General features: G+C 67.8%; 16 protein-coding genes. 7 read left to right on the top strand and 9 right to left on the bottom strand.

Annotated elements, in window-relative coordinates; all coding sequences use genetic code 11:
- Positions 1–5: 5 nt before the first annotated feature.
- Complete coding sequence (locus ABD210_RS13580) at positions 6–2,042, bottom strand: serine/threonine-protein kinase (RefSeq protein ID WP_344111575.1); 2,037 nt, start codon at positions 2,040–2,042, stop codon at positions 6–8.
- Positions 2,043–2,158: 116 nt separating this feature from the next.
- On the opposite strand from ABD210_RS13580, the gene ABD210_RS13575 reads away from it, so the two are divergent.
- Complete coding sequence (locus tag ABD210_RS13575) at positions 2,159–2,344, top strand: hypothetical protein (RefSeq protein ID WP_344111573.1); 186 nt, start codon at positions 2,159–2,161, stop codon at positions 2,342–2,344.
- A 149-nt stretch (positions 2,345–2,493) separates the two neighbouring features.
- On the opposite strand, the gene ABD210_RS13570 is transcribed toward ABD210_RS13575, so the two are convergent.
- A complete protein-coding gene (locus ABD210_RS13570; RefSeq protein ID WP_344111571.1) occupies positions 2,494–3,621 on the bottom strand; it encodes an SAM-dependent methyltransferase in 1,128 nt (375 codons plus the stop codon).
- 104 nt (positions 3,622–3,725) lie between these two features.
- On the opposite strand from ABD210_RS13570, the gene ABD210_RS13565 reads away from it, so the two are divergent.
- Positions 3,726–4,322: a TetR/AcrR family transcriptional regulator gene (locus tag ABD210_RS13565; RefSeq protein ID WP_344111570.1), complete on the top strand. Its 597-nt coding sequence runs from the start codon at positions 3,726–3,728 to the stop codon at positions 4,320–4,322.
- A 6-nt stretch (positions 4,323–4,328) separates the two neighbouring features.
- Here ABD210_RS13565 and ABD210_RS13560 read toward each other — a convergent pair whose 3' ends face one another.
- Entirely contained in the window at positions 4,329–4,490 is a 162-nt protein-coding gene (locus tag ABD210_RS13560; protein WP_344111569.1) for a hypothetical protein, read from the bottom strand.
- Between the two features lie 263 nt (positions 4,491–4,753).
- Between ABD210_RS13560 and ABD210_RS13555 the strand changes: the two genes are divergently transcribed.
- Positions 4,754–5,977: an alginate lyase family protein gene (locus ABD210_RS13555; RefSeq protein WP_344111568.1), complete on the top strand. Its 1,224-nt coding sequence runs from the start codon at positions 4,754–4,756 to the stop codon at positions 5,975–5,977.
- A gap of 60 nt (positions 5,978–6,037) precedes the next feature.
- Here ABD210_RS13555 and ABD210_RS13550 read toward each other — a convergent pair whose 3' ends face one another.
- Positions 6,038–6,850: a siderophore-interacting protein gene (locus ABD210_RS13550; protein WP_344111566.1), complete on the bottom strand. Its 813-nt coding sequence runs from the start codon at positions 6,848–6,850 to the stop codon at positions 6,038–6,040.
- A gap of 118 nt (positions 6,851–6,968) precedes the next feature.
- Between ABD210_RS13550 and ABD210_RS13545 the strand changes: the two genes are divergently transcribed.
- From ABD210_RS13545 to ABD210_RS13535, 3 genes are read left to right on the top strand one after another with little or no spacing between them, the layout of a single operon-like run.
- Positions 6,969–8,069 carry a FecCD family ABC transporter permease gene (locus ABD210_RS13545; RefSeq protein WP_425552659.1) on the top strand — a complete coding sequence of 367 codons (1,101 nt, stop codon included), beginning with the start codon at positions 6,969–6,971 and terminating at the stop codon, positions 8,067–8,069.
- The gene (locus ABD210_RS13540; RefSeq protein ID WP_344111563.1) at positions 8,069–9,169 is read left to right on the top strand and encodes a FecCD family ABC transporter permease; all 1,101 of its coding nucleotides are present in this window, start codon (positions 8,069–8,071) and stop codon (positions 9,167–9,169) included. Before ABD210_RS13545 ends, ABD210_RS13540 begins: the two co-directional genes overlap by 1 nt.
- A 1-nt stretch (position 9,170) precedes the next feature.
- A complete protein-coding gene (locus ABD210_RS13535) occupies positions 9,171–10,118 on the top strand; it encodes an ABC transporter ATP-binding protein (RefSeq protein WP_344111561.1) in 948 nt (315 codons plus the stop codon).
- 161 nt (positions 10,119–10,279) lie between these two features.
- On the opposite strand, the gene ABD210_RS13530 is transcribed toward ABD210_RS13535, so the two are convergent.
- The 3 genes from ABD210_RS13530 to ABD210_RS13520 all read right to left on the bottom strand — a co-directional run bounded on the left by ABD210_RS13530 (position 10,280) and on the right by ABD210_RS13520 (position 12,318).
- On the bottom strand, positions 10,280–10,927 hold the full coding sequence (locus tag ABD210_RS13530; protein ID WP_344111560.1) for a DUF2238 domain-containing protein: 648 nt from the start codon (positions 10,925–10,927) through the stop codon (positions 10,280–10,282).
- Between the two features lie 104 nt (positions 10,928–11,031).
- On the bottom strand, positions 11,032–11,403 hold the full coding sequence (locus ABD210_RS13525; protein WP_344111559.1) for an FKBP-type peptidyl-prolyl cis-trans isomerase: 372 nt from the start codon (positions 11,401–11,403) through the stop codon (positions 11,032–11,034).
- 42 nt (positions 11,404–11,445) lie between these two features.
- Positions 11,446–12,318 (bottom strand): alpha/beta fold hydrolase, encoded by an 873-nt coding sequence (locus tag ABD210_RS13520; RefSeq protein WP_344111557.1) that lies wholly within the window; start codon positions 12,316–12,318, stop codon positions 11,446–11,448.
- Between the two features lie 84 nt (positions 12,319–12,402).
- On the opposite strand from ABD210_RS13520, the gene ABD210_RS13515 reads away from it, so the two are divergent.
- Positions 12,403–13,185 (top strand): hypothetical protein, encoded by a 783-nt coding sequence (locus tag ABD210_RS13515; RefSeq protein ID WP_344111555.1) that lies wholly within the window; start codon positions 12,403–12,405, stop codon positions 13,183–13,185.
- Between the two features lie 231 nt (positions 13,186–13,416).
- On the opposite strand, the gene ABD210_RS13510 is transcribed toward ABD210_RS13515, so the two are convergent.
- Both ABD210_RS13510 and ABD210_RS13505 read right to left on the bottom strand, forming a co-directional pair.
- A complete protein-coding gene (locus tag ABD210_RS13510; protein WP_344111554.1) occupies positions 13,417–14,826 on the bottom strand; it encodes an ABC transporter substrate-binding protein in 1,410 nt (469 codons plus the stop codon).
- Between the two features lie 22 nt (positions 14,827–14,848).
- The gene (locus ABD210_RS13505) at positions 14,849–15,688 is read right to left on the bottom strand and encodes a carbohydrate ABC transporter permease (RefSeq protein WP_344111553.1); all 840 of its coding nucleotides are present in this window, start codon (positions 15,686–15,688) and stop codon (positions 14,849–14,851) included.
- Positions 15,689–15,693 lie beyond the last annotated feature (5 nt).

Here is a 15,693-nt window from a genome sequence, read left to right as displayed (position 1 = left end):
GTGGTTCAGCGGCCGATCAGGGGCAGGTCGCGGATGACCGGGTAGTGGCGGATGTCGCTGAGGCCTGGCCGGTTGGGCAGGTTGGGGCTCTGGATCGGCGTACGCGCCCAGCCGGCGCCGCTTCCGGTCGCGGCGCCGGCGAAGGACGCGACTGCGCCCACCAGGAGCAGCGTGGCGACGAGCAGGCTCATCCAGGCCGGGCGGAATGCCTTGCGCAGGGTGATCTTGGAACCGCGGCGCAGCGAGGAACCGCCAGGTCCCCACCAGGCGACGAGCAGGCCCGACAGGCCGCCGGCCGCGAATCCGACGGCGGACAACGGCTGCCAGTCGAGGCCGCGCGACGTGGCTGCTCCGGCTGTGACCAGACCGCCGACCACGAGGCCCACCACGATCGGCAGGATCAAGCAGAACAGGGTGATGAGGCTCGCTGCGATGAGGTGAACCGGGCTCGCCGCCATAGCGACCAGCCCGTCCGACTTGCCGCGGCCACCACGAACCTGCCGGCGCCGCATCAAGGCGGTGCTACCGCGGTCGACTGTTCGGGCCAGCACGATCAACACAGCCGTCAGCAACAGGCCCACGCCCGGCGTCAACGCCATCAGCCCAGCCAGCGCCAGCATCAACGCGACCAGCACCACCGAGCGAGCCATGTTCTGGTCGACCCGGGCTGCCGCGTCCACCTCCTCGTACGGCCGCTTCGCTACCGCACTTTGCTGCGGAGACTGGTTGGGCCCTTGGCGCGGCGACGGCTCCGGCCGGTACTGCGGAGGCTGCTCATAGTGCTGCGGGTACTGCGGTTGCGGCGCCGGCTGGTACTGCGGTTGCGAGGTCGGCTGGTACTGCGGTTGGTTCGGCGCCTGCGCATAACCGGGCCCGGCGGCAACAACCGGAGCAGGACCGGCTTGGTACGTGAGAGGCAGAGCCGGGGGAGCGGCCGCTGTAGGTGTCGGGCTGTACGTAGCCGGGTGACTTGGCACGGCGGCCGCCTTGGCCTTCTGCTGAGCAGCCACCTCGCGCAGCTTGTCCCGAAGCGGCGCGAACGCGGACAACGGCGGAATGACCGGCGGCACCAACTGAGCCACCTCCACCGGGTCCGGATCACGTGGAGTACCAGCAGACTCCGCTGGCATCACCCGGGTCAGCTGAGCGTTTGGGGGAGCGGTTTCCTTGGGGACTTCCGCGGTCGCCGTGTATGGGTTCGGGATCAGGGCGTCACGGCCCTCGGCGTACCGGTTGAGGCCGGTCATGATCTCGAGCTGTGTCGGGCGGTCGCGGCGGTCCGGCGAGAGTGCGGCGGCGAGCAGTGGCTTCAGGCGCGGGTCCAGTCCGTCCAGGTCTGCTTGGCCTTTGTGGACCCGATGCAGCACGACCTCGAACGGGCCCTTGCCGAACGGGCGTCGGCCGGTGGCGGCATACGCGACCGTGGCGGCCCAGCCCCACCAGTCCGCTGACTCCGAGACCATCTCGCCCTCGATGAGCTCCGGCGCGAGGTAGCCCGGCGTACCGATCACCAGGCCGGTCTGGGTGAGCCGGAGGTCGTCGGCCGCCTGGGCGATGCCGAAGTCGATCATCACCGGCTTGCCGTTGAACATCATCACGTTGCCCGGCTTGAGGTCGCGGTGGATCACACCGGCCTGGTGGATCGCCTGCAGGGACTCCGCAAGACATCCGGCGAGTGGTAGCCAACGCTGGGGGGTCAGTGGCCCGCGGTCGTCCACCTGCTCGTCCAGTGGGCGGCCGGGAATGAACCGCGTCACCAGGTAGGGCCGGTCTCCCCGCAGGTCGTGGTCAAGGATGCCGGCGACACCGGGGTGGCTCACCTTCTGCAGGGTGGTCGCCTCGCGCTCCAGCCGGGCCCGGGCGGTCGGATCGTGCGCCACGTGCGGCCGCAGTACCTTGAGGGCGACCTCTTTGTGCTCGGGTCCTTCGGCCAGGTAGACGACGCCCATGCCGCCCTGCCCGAGCCGCCGGATCAACCGGTACGGCCCGACCCGCTCGTCCGCCTCTTCAGGCGTCGTAGGTCGCCCCCCTGACACTGACATGGCATCCAAGGTACGTCGACACCAGACCAGGTTGCCCGTTGATCACGCAGTGCGCACAGCCGATCTCAGCTGAAGAACCGGGCCGGTGAAGGTGCGATCGCCTCGGCAGCGACATCGTGAGTCTGACCCGGCAGTACTTCAAGCGAGGCGTTCGGCAGGAGCTCCGGCAGCTTCTGGTCTGCTTCGATGATGGAGGCGTCGGTCTGGTCGCCGTAGAGGACGAGCGTTTCGGTCTGGACGCCCGCGAACCGGTCCGGGCCGAGGGATCGCCGGACATCGTCGAGCTGCTCGGGCAGGCCTAGTTGCAGAACGGGGGTGAAGCCAGTCGCGGCCGCGTCGCAGGCGGTGGATGCGTCGGGGCGGCGGAGGCGGGAGCGACCACGGCGGTGAGGGCGGCGGCGGTCGCGCTGACAGTGGTGACGATGGCCAGAATCTGGCGAACAGCGACCGTTCAGCCGCGGCGGCGGAGGAGGACGCCGCGGCTGCCTGGTTTGCGGAGGTAGGCGCGACCGCCGGCGACCGGTTCGACCCGCGGCTGCGCGAGCTCCACTTCCTCCTCGACGGACCACGTGGACGGCCAGGTCTGCTCGGCGAGGGCGGCGGGCTCCATCGACACGAACACCCTGTCTGTGGGGAAGCGATCCAGCAGGCTCAGGTCCTGCTCGTAGTACAGGAGTTCGATCAGCAGGTACGCCGAACCTGTCAGCCGCGCGGTGGTCGTCAACTCCTCGAAACTGTGCGGGTGGACACGGACATCACCGTCGACGTTCTCCTGCAGCCGCGCGAGGAAGACGCGGTTGGGTTCGGTGGCGTCGACGGTGTAGTGGTCGGCCAGCAGTCGCCGGGTCAGCGCGCCCTCACAGGCGCCCACCTCGATCACTCGACCGGCCGCGGGATCGAGGTGACCGCGGAGCCAGTCGACGGTCGCGTCGAGCCGTTCGTTCTCGTACTGCGAGGTCGCGAACTCCCACGGATCCGTGACCTGCGCGGCATCCTCACTCATGCTGCCCGTCAGCGCGAACAACCGGGCGCGCTCGCCCGGCTCGGACCCGAAGAACCGCTCGATCGAGTGGATCCGCCGGGTGCTCAGCGCGTTCTGGTCCTGTTCGTCGAGCCGCAGCAGATCGGCGCAATGAGTGTTCACGAAGTCCACCTTCGCCTCGATCGCCGGCGCTCCCAGCCGCACGTCGAGGTCTGTGACCCATTGGAAGAACCGCGAATCCCCGACGGCGTGCATCACCGGCGCCCGCACCAAGGTGGCGAGCTCCAACGCCCAACGCGCCCGGCGCTCGCGGGTGTCGGCAGGGTTGTGCGTCCACACGGTCGCCGCGACGTCCCCGGTCTCCAAGGCGATCGCGTCTGCCGCGGCACCCGGCGAGAACGGCTTGTCGCCTTCGCTTGCCCCCAGCAACAACTCCCCGACTGCTGCCAGTCGGCCCGCCAACGGCACTCCGTCGGGCAGCTTCAGGTAGACACCCCGCTCGGCGACAACGAGATGCACCTCACGCCCAGACTCGAGTACGGACAGGAAGTCGACCACGAGATCTTCAGGACGGAGCACCGCAACGACATCAATCATCAGGTCCAGTTTATGCAAGATCTCTGCAAAATGCCTGCTGGAGCGCGTCGGGTCGGTAAACAGATCGGTTTCCGAGCGCAAGCTGAGCCGGTACGCTCGATCACATGACGACCCACGCGACACCCCGCGAGCGGCTGCTGGACGCCGCGGGTGACCTCTTCTACCGCGACGGTGTGAACATCGGTGTCGATGCGCTGTGCAAGGCGGCCGGGGTCTCGAAGAAGTCGATGTACCAGCTGTTCCGCTCCAAGGACGAGCTGATCGCGGAGAGCCTGGCCAGCCACGGCCCGGCGTACCAGACCTTGCTGCTGCCAGAGACGGGTGATGGAGGCTCACCGCGGGCACGGATCCTGACCGTGTTCGAGCATCAGGACCAGCTCGCCGCAGGTGGCGATTTCTTCGGCTGCCCGTTCGTCAGCACCGCGGTCGAGCTGAAGAATCCCGAGCATCCGGGCAGTGTTGTGGCCCGGCACTTCAAGCAGCGGTTGACCGACTTCTTCCAGGCCGAGCTGATCGCCGCCGGCGCGGGAGATCCGCAGACCTTGGCCGTGCAGTTGACGATGGTGTTCGACGGTGCGAGCGCCCGGGCCGTAGTGCGGGCCCAGGCGCTCGGCGGTGCCGGCGTGGCGATGGCGGCCGTCCTGCTGGACGCGGCGGATGTGAGAGCCGAGGCGGGTGTGAAGGCCCAGGCTGGTGTGTGAAGGCCGCTAGCGGGCCAGGCCCGCTAGTTCGGAGCCGGCCAGCAGGAAGGCGCCCACGCCGAAGTCAGCGGTCGAATCGTAGGTGATCGGCTGGCTCGACTCCGGCCTGTCGCCGACGTTGTGGATGTAGCCGAGGAAGCCGTCGGGGTGGACCGCTGTCGCGGCCATTCCGTTCCGGCGTTGGTGACTGAGGGTAATGCCGGGGCGGCCATGACGGCGGTTCAGAGACTCAGGAATTGGCGTCTTCTGATGGGACAAGACCTCACTTTGTTCCATTGGGGGTGGGACAAATCAGCACTTTGTTCCAGATCGAATTTCCTCTCGCTCTGGATATTGACGCCTTCACACTCTGTCGTCAAACTTTCGAAAAGACGCTGCGGTAGTGGGGGAATCGCGGCGCCCACCGCCCCCGGAAACAAGGACATCCGCCCATGCGAAACAAAGCATTGATCCTGGCCGCTGCCGGCGCAGCCCTGGTGGCCGGGACACTCACCAGTCCAGCGGCCGCCGCGCCGAAGTACGAGGACGCTGCGGTCGCCGTCCAGGCGCCGGCGGCGGTCGACGCGCCGGCCACGTTCACCCATCCCGGTGTCGGCGTCAGTCGGCAACAACTCGACTTCGTCCGCGCCAAGGTCCAGGCAGGCGCCCAGCCGTGGATGAACGCCTACAACCAGGCGAAGGCCAGCACCTACGCCTCGCTGAGCCGGGCGCCGAAAGCGCGCGCGGTCGTCGAGTGCGGCCCGTACTCCAACCCGGACATCGGTTGCCGGGACGAGCGCGGCGACGCGATCGCGGCGTACACGGATGCGGTGATCTGGTACATCAGTCGCGACGATCGCTATGCGCAGAAGGCGATCCAGCTGATGGATGCCTGGTCCGCGACCATCCAGGACCACACCAACAGCAACGCGCCGCTGCAGACCGCGTGGTCGGCCTCGTCCTGGCCGAAGGCTGCCGAGCTCATCAAGCACGTCTACGGCAACTGGCCGAACTCCGGCCGGTTCGGCACCATGCTGCGAAACGTCTATCTGCCGGAGATCATCAACGGCTCGAACTCCAATGGCAACTGGGAGTTGAGCATGACCGAGGCCATCCAGGGCATCGGCGTGTTCCTCGAGGACAAGACGGTCTACGACAAGGCGATCTCGCTCTACCGGGTCCGGGTTCCTGCCTTCGTGTACCTCGAGTCGGACGGCGCGCTGCCGAAGACCAAGCCGAGCCAGAACCTGAACACCCGCGACAAGATCGTCGCGTACTGGCAGGGCCAGGGCACCTTCGTGACGGGTCTGACTCAGGAGACCTGCCGCGACTTCGTCCACACCGGCTACGGCATCTCGGCGATCGGCCACGTGCTGGAGACGTCCCGAATCCAGGGCATCGACCTGTACCCCGAGTTCGGTGAGCGACTGCGCCAGGCGCTCGGCTTCCAGTCCCGCTGGGAGCGCAACCTGGAGCCGGTGCCGTCGTGGCTGTGTGGCGGTAGCGTCAACCGCGGCCTCGGCCCGATCACCGAGGTCGGCTACAACGCCATGCACACCCGCCTCGGCTACGCGATGGCCAACACCCAGGCCCTCACCGAATCCCAGCGCCCGGCCGGCACCAACGACCTCTTCGTCGCCTGGGAAACCCTCACCCACGCCGAGAACCCCAGCTGAGTCCTTCTTGCGTCCGAAGCACCCGGGGTCCTGCCCTACGGTTCTTCGGACGCAAGGGAGTCAGATCTGGGGGTGGCCGCGTTTCCAGTAGCCCTGGAACGAGATGGTCGATTTGTGAAGGCCGATGGTGTTGACGAGATGGCGGCGGACCTGCTTGATCATGCTGGACTCGCCGGCCACCCAGGCGTAGTCGATGTCGAAGGGCAGGTCCCTGGATTTGAGGGCCTCCAGCAACGATCCGTCGGTGATCCAGGTGACGTCGGCGCATCCGGAAGTCGGCAGTGGACGGATGTCCCGTGCGTCCGGGACTTCGACGAAGACAGTCGCCTGTACTGCGGGCGGCAGTTGCTCGAGGATCACCGCGAGGGCAGGCAGCGCGGTTTCGTCGGCGACCAGGACACGGTGAACGCTAGTTGCCGGGGGCACGTAGTCGACGCCTGACTGCAGCAGGCCTCTGGTGCTGGTGGTGTCGACCGAGAACGGCACGATCAGCCCGATCTCGTCGCCCGGCCGAGCCTCACTCACCCAGGCCGAGGCGGGACCGTTCACCCCGTGCAGGACGAACTCGATGTCCAGCTCGGCGAGCTCCGTGCGCAGCGAACGGACCGTGTAGGTCCGCATCACGAACCGTTCCTCGGCGGGCGTCGCGCACCACTCGGCGTACCACTCCGGGCCGGTCGGCAGGCGCAGTTCGGCACCGTCGGGCGGCGGGAGCAGGACCTTGATCCGCTGATCCGGGCCCGCGGTCACCACGTCGGCGATCCGGGGCGCCACGAAGGTCACCCGGCGCAGGTGTGGGCTGACGTCGTCGATCGCCGCCACGGTCGCGAGTACCGAGTCGAACGCGATCGGGCGCTCGAGCAGTGTGGTCATGCCGCGACTCCCGGAGAACGTAGTGACAAAGCAGGGGACCTCGGGTGCGGCCCGGTGGCGAGCGGGCTATCCTGAGGCGACTAGAGGTTAGCCTTACCTAAGAGAATCCCAAAGTCCAATGCCCCTGCCGCCCGCAGCCGCCACACGGCCAGACCCTGCGCGGGGTCCCGCGCCGGACTCGGTGCCAGAGGCCGCCGTGCCACGGCGCCGACCGCGCACCCGCCGCGCGACCCGGGTTCTGGGGCTACTCGTGTGTGTCGCCCTGCTGGTGCTGGTGTCGCTGCTCAGCATCGCCGTCGGCTCGAAGCAGATCCCTTTGTCCACGGTGTTCGATGCCCTGCGCCACTACAACGACGCAGATAGCGACCACCTGATCATCCGCTCGCTACGGATGCCTCGGACCGCGATCGGGCTGCTGGTCGGCGCGGCGCTCGGACTTTCCGGCGCGCTGATGCAAGGCGTCACCCGCAACCCCCTTGCCGATCCCGGCATCCTCGGTGTCAACGGTGGCGCCTCGCTCTTTGTTGTCGCGGGCATCTACTGGTTCGGGCTGACCAGCCTGACGTCGTACGTGTGGCTGGCCTTCGTGGGTGCCGCTGCCGCATCGGTCGCGGTCTACACACTGGGATCGCTCGGCCGGGAAGGCGCGACACCGGTCAAGCTCGCCCTGGCCGGAGCCGCGATGACCGCGATGCTCGGGTCATTGACCACCGCGGTGCTGATCGGGGACGTGAACACCTTCGACCAGTTCAGGTTCTGGGCGGTCGGGTCGTTGGCCGGCCGCGGTTCGGAGGTCGCCGGCCAGGTCGCGCCGTTCATCCTGATCGGCATCGTGCTCGCGCTGCTGTCCGGCCGGGTGCTGAACGCCCTGTCGCTCGGTGACGACGTGGCCCGCTCGCTCGGTCAGCAGGTCGGGATGGCGCGGCTGTTCACCGCGGTGACGGTCGTGCTGCTCTGCGGCGCGGCCACCGCGGCGGCGGGCCCGATCGGTTTCGTCGGCCTCACCATTCCGCACGTCGCGAGGCTGGTGACGGGTCCTGACTACCGCTGGATCCTGCCGTATTCGATGCTGCTGGCGCCGATCCTCCTGTTGGGCTCCGACGTGATCGGCCGGGTAGTCGCCCAGCCGGGTGAGCTCCAGGTCGGCATCGTCACCGCGGTCATCGGTGCCCCGTTCTTCATCGCCCTCGTACGCCGCCGCAAGCTGGCGGATCTGTGATGACGAGCGTGAGGTCCGAGCCGACGCCTGGGCAGTCGCCCGGCCGGTCATCCGCGGAGTCGTCCAGCCGATCGCCCGCGCAGGTGATCGCGCAGGCCCGTGCTGCCCGTCAGGCACGGTCGATCGCCGTGATCGTCGCCCTCGCGGTGATCGTGTTCGTCAGCTTCTGCGTCTCGTTGTCGCTCGGCGACTTCAAGATCCCGGTCGTCGACGTGGTGAAGACGTTGTTCGGCGGCGGCGACAAGGCGACCGAGTTCATCGTCAATCGGCTCCGGCTGCCGCGTGCGCTGACCGGAATCCTGGTCGGCGCGGCACTCGGTATGTCCGGCGCGATCTTCCAGAGTGTGGCCCGTAACCCGCTGGCGAGCCCGGACGTCATCGGAGTCACGTACGGCGCGAGCGCGTTCGCGGTGTTCGCCATCGTGACGCTCGGGTTGACCGGTGTCGCGGTGTCCGCTCTGGCGATCGCCGGCGCCCTGCTGACGGCGTTCGTCATGTACGTGCTCGCGTGGCGTCGCGGCGTCTCGAGCTACCGGTTGATCCTGGTCGGGATCGGCATCGGCGCGATGGCGACCAGCCTGACGTCGTACCTGCTGACTCAGGCGCGGGTGGAGATTGCCCAGCAGGCGCTGATCTGGTTGACCGGCAGCCTGAACGGACGGGACTGGTCGCACGTGCGCTCGGTGATCATCGCCCTCGCGGTGCTCACGCCCGTGCTGGCGTTCCTCGTGCACCGGCTCCGGATCCTCCAGCTCGGCGACGAAACGGCGTACGGGCTGGGGTTGCGGGTGGAGAGTTCGCGGCTCGGGTTGATCGTGATCGGTGTGCTGCTGGCCGCGGTCGCGACCGCGGCGGCCGGGCCGATCGGGTTCGTCGCGTTCGTCGCGCCGCCGATCGCGCGCCGGCTGACCCGTTCGCCGGGGCCGGCGATGATCGCCTCGGCGCTGATCGGAGCCCTCGTGGTGTCGTTGTCCGACCTGATCGCGCAGCACGCGCTGGGGAACACCCAGCTGCCGGTCGGCGTGATCACCGGCGTGGTCGGCGCGCCGTACCTGATGTTCTTGCTGGCCCGGTCGAACCGCGTGGGGAGTGGTGGCTGAAATGGAGACCAACGTGGAACCCGGAGACCAGGCCGGCGTCGAGCCCGGCAATGGGCGAGGCGTCGAGCATCGGCTGTCGGCAGAGAAGCTTGCCGTCGGCTACGACCAGCGCGAGATCATCCACGACCTGTCGGTGCGGATCCCGACCGGCAAGATCACCGTGGTCGTCGGCGCGAACGCTTGCGGCAAGTCGACCCTGCTGAAGGCGCTCGCCCGCTTGCTGAAGCCGAGCAGGGGGGCGGTCCTGCTGGACGGCAAGAGCATCCAGCAGACCCCGACCCGTCAGGTCGCGACGAAGCTCGGGTTGTTGCCGCAGTCACCTACCGCTCCCGAGGGCATCACAGTCGCCGACCTGGTCGGCCGCGGCCGGTATCCCCGGCAGGGCTGGATCCGCCAGTGGACCAGGGGCGACGACGCGGCGATCGCCGACGCGATGACGTCGACCGACGTCCTGGAGATCGCGGACCGCCCGATCGACGAGCTCTCTGGTGGTCAGCGGCAGCGGGTCTGGATCGCGATGGCGCTCGCGCAGGAGACGGACATCCTGCTGCTGGACGAGCCGACGACCTTCCTCGACCTGACCCACCAGTTCGAGGTACTGGACCTGCTGGTCGACCTGAACAAGCGGGATGACAGAACCATCGTCCTGGTCCTGCACGACCTGAACCAGGCCTGCCGGTTCGGCGACCACCTGATCGCCATGAAGGATGGAGCGATCGTTGCTGAGGGCAACCCAAGCGAGGTGATCACCGAGGAGGTCGTCCAAGACGTCTTCGGTCTCGCCGTCAAGATCATCCCGGATCCGGTCGCCGGTACTCCGATGGTCGTCCCCATCGGCCGCCACACCACCCGGGCCGATCAGGTCTCGCGCAGTTCCGTCAACACGGCCGCCAAGGCGCTGGCCGCCAGCGCCGCCGCCAACGGAATCTGCCGCCCCACCGACCGCTGACGTCCCAGCGACACTGCCGCGGCATGGTTCGACGCGCCTTCGCTGATCGAGGGGGCTTGACAGGACAGCATCCACGCCGCTCGCGGTAGGGGGCGGACCTCCACGCCATCAATCGACCTTGAACGCCGACGCCTCAGGCGTAGCCGTCGCGTTATCCGGCTCTATTGATGCTGTGGCGATTCGCCTTCAAGCTCAGCGGGCGTACGGCGTACCTGGAAGATCACCAGGCCCGCGACGAGCGCGCCGAGGCTGCCGAGGGTCAGGTCGCCGAGGGTGTCGGTGTACGCGGTCTGGAGTTCGGACGAGTGGCGGACGAACGCGAAGTACTCGCCGAGTTCCCACACCACCGCGGCGGTGGCACCGAAGCCGAGCGCGACGAAGGTGGTCAGCCCGCGGGTCAGGGAGCGCGGCGCGAACGCCGTCATCACGCCGGCGGTGAGCAACGCCCAGAGGACGAAGTGCATCGCGTCGTCCCACCAGGAGATCGTGTCGAACAGATCCAGCCGGTTGCCGATCAGATCGATCAGCCACGGCAACGTGATCAGCAGGTCCGCATGCCAGGGGAACGACCTGTGCAGCTTGCTCTTCGCGCGGCCGTAGGCGAACCACCACAGCGGCAGCACCATCGCGCCGATCGGGTAAACGATGAGGCGGGCCGTGGACGCCTTGCCCTTGATGCCGCTCAGGTCCGGCCAGATCAATGCCGAGAGCAACAAAAGGAACAGCGCCGCTTTGGCGACCAGGGCGGCGTACTTCGTCCAACTGGGTGTGCCGGTCGTCGGCACGGTAGTGGCAACCATCGTGGTCATGCCTCCCTAGTCAACCTGCTGGGGCGGCGGAACAGCTGAGTACAACTACGCGAAAACCCCCGGTTGCGCCAGTCTGACGCAACCGAGGGCCCGATGGTTGGAGGTCAGCTGACGCTGATCAGATCGACCACGAAGATCAGGGTCTCGCCCGGCTTGATCGCGCCGCCCGCGCCACGGTCGCCGTACGCGAGGTGCGGCGGGATGACGAGCTTGCGCCGGCCGCCCACCTTCATGCCCTGCACACCGGTGTCCCAGCCCTGGATGACCTGGCCGACGCCGAGCTGGAAGGCCAGCGGCGCGCCACGGTTGTAGGAGGCGTCGAACTCCTCGCCGGTGGAGTGGGCCACGCCCACGTAGTGCACATTCACCCGGGAACCGGCCTTGGCCTCGGCGCCGTCACCCTCGGTGATGTCGGTGATCTCCAGCTCCGCCGGCGGCGGCCCGTCCGGAAAGTCGATCTCAGGCTTGTCAGTCATACCTCAAGCTAAGCAGATCCCCTGGTCCGGACCGGTCCGGGGTCAACGGCCGGCCAGAACCTCCCGCAGCCGGGCGGCGAACTCCGTGGGCTTGCCCGGCATCCCGTACTCGTCGCCGAGGAACCCGCCATGGTTGCTCGGGAAGACAACAGGCGTGGTCCCAAGCCGATCGGCGACCGCCTTCCCGCCGCGGCCGGCGAGCTGGCCCGCGGACTCCTCGCCGACGCCGATCACGATCCGGTCTTGGGCTTTGGTCAGCGCGTCGAAGTCCGGCTGGTACGACGTACAGCCGCGCAGGTTCTGCCCGAGCAAGGCATTGTCGCGGGAGCCGTCGTCCTCCGTCGGCAGACCGAACATCGCCGGGTCGGGCGCAGGCCGGTCGGTGTAGTCGGCCGGGATCTCGCCCTCGAAGCCGACCAGCGCGATGAACTTGGCCATCGCCGGGCCCATCCCGTCGCGCTGGTAGGTCTGGTAGATGTCCTCGCAGGCCGCCAGGGCTGCCTCGCGGTCCGGGACGATCCCCGCGAGCGGGGGTTCGTGCGCGATCAGCGTCCGGACCAGGTCGGGTCGCTGCGCGACCAGCGCCAAGCCGTTCACCGCGCCACCGCTGCTGGCGAACACATCGACCGGCCCGGCGTCGAGCGCCTCGATCAGGGCAGCAAGGTCGGCGGCGTGATCGTCGGGGGACAGTGCTCCCGAGCCGTCGGAGCGGACGCTGCGCTCCACCCCGCGCGGGTCGTAGGTGACGACCGTCCGGTCAGTGAAGTGCGAGGCGAGGGTCGGGAAGCCGCTTGCGCCCATCGGCGACCCGATCAGCAGCAGCACCGGCTGGTCGCGCTCGGCGAGACTGCCGCGGACGTCGTAGGTCAGCGTGGCCCCGGGGACGTCGAGGGTTTCGGTGACAGGATCCGGCATGGCAGCTCCTCAGGTCGGTCGCGTGCCGCGAGCCTAGACCCGTCCGGGGAGCCATGCACCCGTCCGCCACTAGCCTCGGCACTCATGGGGAAGAAACTCGTTCTGTTGACCGCGGCTGCCGCGCTGGCACTGACCGCAGGCGCCGTAACCGCAGCCCGCCCGTCAGACGCCAGTGCTACGGACGCAACTGCCGCCTCGGGCGCCCGTAGTACGGGAGCGGCCGCAGTGGTTGCCGAGAACTACGGGCAGTACTCGTTGATGTTCGAGCGGTCGGCAGGCCAGTACTGGGCCGGCGGCTCCGCCGCGGGCCAGTGGGCCTGGAGCCCGCAGAGCGCGACCACCAGCGACATCTCCTGGGGTGATCCCAAGGCCTGGCCGCCCAAGTCCGCCGAGCACTTCATCCACTCCGGCGACTGGGTCCTGCTGGACGGCTACAACGACGGCGCCGGCCGTCCGCTCACCCAGATCCAGCGGGTCACCTCGGAGAAGATCGGCTCCTTCGACTGCACCGGGATGCAGCCGATCCCGTCAGCCGGCGGCAAGCAGCACTACGTGAAGTGGAACGTCCCGACCACCGGCTACTGCCTGGACGCAACCGGGACGATCAAGCCCCCGAACGGCAGCACCACGGTCCACTTCCGCCACGTTCAGAAGTGGAGCCCGCCGCACGCCTGCTCGAACCAGTACTTCTCGGGCCAGACCTGCATCACCCAGTTCGAGCAGTGGTGGGACGACAACCAGCACCCCTACTCCCTCCAGCTCCAACGCTCCCTCGAAATCGCCCGAGGCAAAGGCCCCGCCTTCACCAACCACACCACAGTCCCCGTCACCTGGAACGCCGACGCCCGCTACTACTGGCACTACTGATTCCCTTGCGTCCGGCGCTGCTGAATCGCTTGCGTCCGAACTACCGAGGGTCCTGCCCCACGGTCCTTCGGACGTAACTCGCCCGCAACGTCGTGTACGCGGACCCTGCGCCCCGGCCCCGAGCCTTCCGCCAGGCGACCGGCCGCGCCCGGAGTACGCAGTACAAGCGCAACGTCCGAAGAACCGCGGGTCAGGACCCGCGGTTCTTCGGACGCAAGGAATCGGGGAGAGCTACTTCTTGACGGTTTTGGTGTATTGGTCGATCTGGGGCTTGATGGAGTCGGCGGCGTCCTTCATGGCCTTGGCCGGGTCGGTGCCGAGGACTGCTTTCTCGAGGCCGTCTTCGGAGGCTTTGCGGGCCTGGGGCATGACGCCGAGGATGCAGCCCGACGAGGCGTTGGAGGGCTTGGTGTTGTGGAGTTGGGTGATCGCGGTGGTGAACTGCGGGTACTGCGCCACCCACGCCTTGTCCTCGGGCAGGTCGAGTGCCTTGGAGTTGATCGGGAAGTAGCCGGTGCCGGTGTGCCAGGCGGCCTGCTGCTCCGGCGACGAGGCGAACTTCACGAACTCCCACGAGGCGCGCTTCTCGGCGTCCGAGTGGCCCGGGCCGTCGACCCAGAGGGAGGCGCCGCCGATGATCGGGCCGCCGGTGTCAGCCGCGCTGAGCTTGGGGAACGGCGCGGTCAGCACGGTGAACTTGCCCTTCGCCGCGTCCAGGTAGCCGCGCAGCGAACCGGTCGACTCCAGGTGCATCGCGGAGGTGCCGGACTTGAAGACCGCCTGCGCGTCGTCGGTCTTCTTGCCGGTGTTCGGCATGTAGCCGAGCTTCACCATCTGCTGGTACCAGGTGGCGATCTTGACGCCCTGCTCGTCGTCGAAGTTCACCTTGGTGGCCAGGTCCTTGCGGCCGTTCTCGTTGTCGCAGTACGTCGTACCGGACTGTGCGGTGAGCTGCTCCAGGAACCAGCCGTAGATCGCGGCGTTGAAGCCGTACTGGACCGTCTTGCCACCCTGCTTGATGGTGAGCTTCTTGGCGGCTTCCATGATCTCGTCGAGGTTCGACGGCGGCTTGTTCGGGTCCAGCCCGGCCTTCACGAACGCTTCCTTGTTGATGTACAGCAAGGGCATCGACGTGTTGAACGGCATCGAGTTCAGCTTGCCGTCGATCGAGTAGTAGTTCGCGATGTTCGGCTCGATCGAGTCCAGCGTGTAGCCGTCCTTGTCGGCGAAGCTCTGCACGGGGACGGTCTGCTTGGAGTCGATCATGAACCGCGAGCCGATGTCGTAGATCTGGACGACCGAGGGCGTGTTGCCCTGCTGCACCGACGTCTTGTACTTCGTGATGGTGTCGTCGTAGTCGCCCTGGTAGACCGCGGTGACCTCGATCTTGCCGGAGTTCTTGGCGTTGAACGCCTTCATCAGTTTGTCGACGGCCGCGCCGTTGGCGCCCTTCATGCCGTGCCAGAAGGTGATCTTGGTGACGCCGGTGGCCTTGTCCAGCGCGTCCGCGCCGGGCGCGTCCTGACCGCTGCTCGCGTTGTCGCCGGAGGCGTCGCTGCCACCGCAGCCGGCGGCGACCAGCGCCACCACTGCAAGGAGGGCCGCCGCGGTCGCCGTACGCCGTTGTCGGACAGATCGCATCGCTGTGCCTTTCTTCATGCTGTTACCGGATCGCGCCCGCGGTCAGCCCGCGAACGATGAAACGCTGGCCGAAGATGACTATGGCCAGAGTCGGAAGGATGGACAGGACGACGCCGGCCAGGATCAGGCCAGGGTTGGCCGCCTCGACGTCGTTGAGCTGGCTGATGCCGATCTGCAGCGTTCGCCGGTTCGCGTTGTCGCCGATCAGCAACGGCCAGAAGAACTGGTTCCACGCCGCCAGGAAGACGTACAGGCCGACAGCCATCAGGGCCGGTTTGTTCAGCGGGATCAGGATCCGGCGCATGAACCGCCAGTGGCCGCAACCGTCGATGACGGCGGCGTCGCGCAGCTCGGTGGGGAACTGCAGGAACGACTGCCGCAGCAGGAACACCCCGAACGCGTTCGCCAGGAACGGGAGCACCAGCGCGATCATCGTGCCGGCGTACGACGCGGTCAGCCGTTGGCCGCCGAGTTCCCAGCCGGTGATGGTCAGGTAGTTCGGCAGCACGATCGACTCCCACGGCACCATCAGCGTGCCGAGGAACAGCCCGAACAGCAGGGTCCGGCCCCACATCTTCATGAAGACGAATGCGTACGCCGCGAGCACACTGGTGATCAGCTGGCTGAGAGTGATCACCGAGGTCTGCAGCACCGAGTTGACGTACTGCCGGCCGATCGCCGTGGTGGAGGTGGCCCCTTCGTAGTTCCCGGTGAAGAGGCCGTGCGGGAACAGGTCCGGGGGATACGACGAGATCTGCCCGGGGGCCATGATCGAGCCCGCGATCACGTAGTACACCGGGAAGATCACCGCGATCGCGGCGAGCACCAGTACGGCGTACGTGATGAATCGTCCGGCGGTCATACTTC

It is taken from the genome of Kribbella alba (assembly GCF_039529635.1).
Lineage (GTDB): Bacteria > Actinomycetota > Actinomycetes > Propionibacteriales > Kribbellaceae > Kribbella > Kribbella alba.
The sequence above is the reverse complement of the archived record's forward strand: the minus strand, read 5'-3'. Positions and strand labels throughout refer to the sequence as shown.

Coding starts and splice junctions, on each gene's coding strand:
- ABD210_RS13580 (WP_344111575.1), bottom strand. CDS start 2,042: ATGTCAGTGTCAGGGGGGCGACCTACGACGCCTGAAGAGGCGGACGAG.
- ABD210_RS13570 (WP_344111571.1), bottom strand. CDS start 3,621: ATGATTGATGTCGTTGCGGTGCTCCGTCCTGAAGATCTCGTGGTCGAC.
- ABD210_RS13565 (WP_344111570.1), top strand. CDS start 3,726: ATGACGACCCACGCGACACCCCGCGAGCGGCTGCTGGACGCCGCGGGT.
- ABD210_RS13560 (WP_344111569.1), bottom strand. CDS start 4,490: ATGGCCGCGACAGCGGTCCACCCCGACGGCTTCCTCGGCTACATCCAC.
- ABD210_RS13555 (WP_344111568.1), top strand. CDS start 4,754: ATGCGAAACAAAGCATTGATCCTGGCCGCTGCCGGCGCAGCCCTGGTG.
- ABD210_RS13550 (WP_344111566.1), bottom strand. CDS start 6,850: ATGACCACACTGCTCGAGCGCCCGATCGCGTTCGACTCGGTACTCGCG.
- ABD210_RS13545 (WP_425552659.1), top strand. CDS start 6,969: ATGCCCCTGCCGCCCGCAGCCGCCACACGGCCAGACCCTGCGCGGGGT.
- ABD210_RS13540 (WP_344111563.1), top strand. CDS start 8,069: ATGACGAGCGTGAGGTCCGAGCCGACGCCTGGGCAGTCGCCCGGCCGG.
- ABD210_RS13535 (WP_344111561.1), top strand. CDS start 9,171: ATGGAGACCAACGTGGAACCCGGAGACCAGGCCGGCGTCGAGCCCGGC.
- ABD210_RS13530 (WP_344111560.1), bottom strand. CDS start 10,927: ATGACCACGATGGTTGCCACTACCGTGCCGACGACCGGCACACCCAGT.
- ABD210_RS13525 (WP_344111559.1), bottom strand. CDS start 11,403: ATGACTGACAAGCCTGAGATCGACTTTCCGGACGGGCCGCCGCCGGCG.
- ABD210_RS13520 (WP_344111557.1), bottom strand. CDS start 12,318: ATGCCGGATCCTGTCACCGAAACCCTCGACGTCCCCGGGGCCACGCTG.
- ABD210_RS13515 (WP_344111555.1), top strand. CDS start 12,403: ATGGGGAAGAAACTCGTTCTGTTGACCGCGGCTGCCGCGCTGGCACTG.
- ABD210_RS13510 (WP_344111554.1), bottom strand. CDS start 14,826: ATGCGATCTGTCCGACAACGGCGTACGGCGACCGCGGCGGCCCTCCTT.
- ABD210_RS13505 (WP_344111553.1), bottom strand. CDS start 15,688: ATGACCGCCGGACGATTCATCACGTACGCCGTACTGGTGCTCGCCGCG.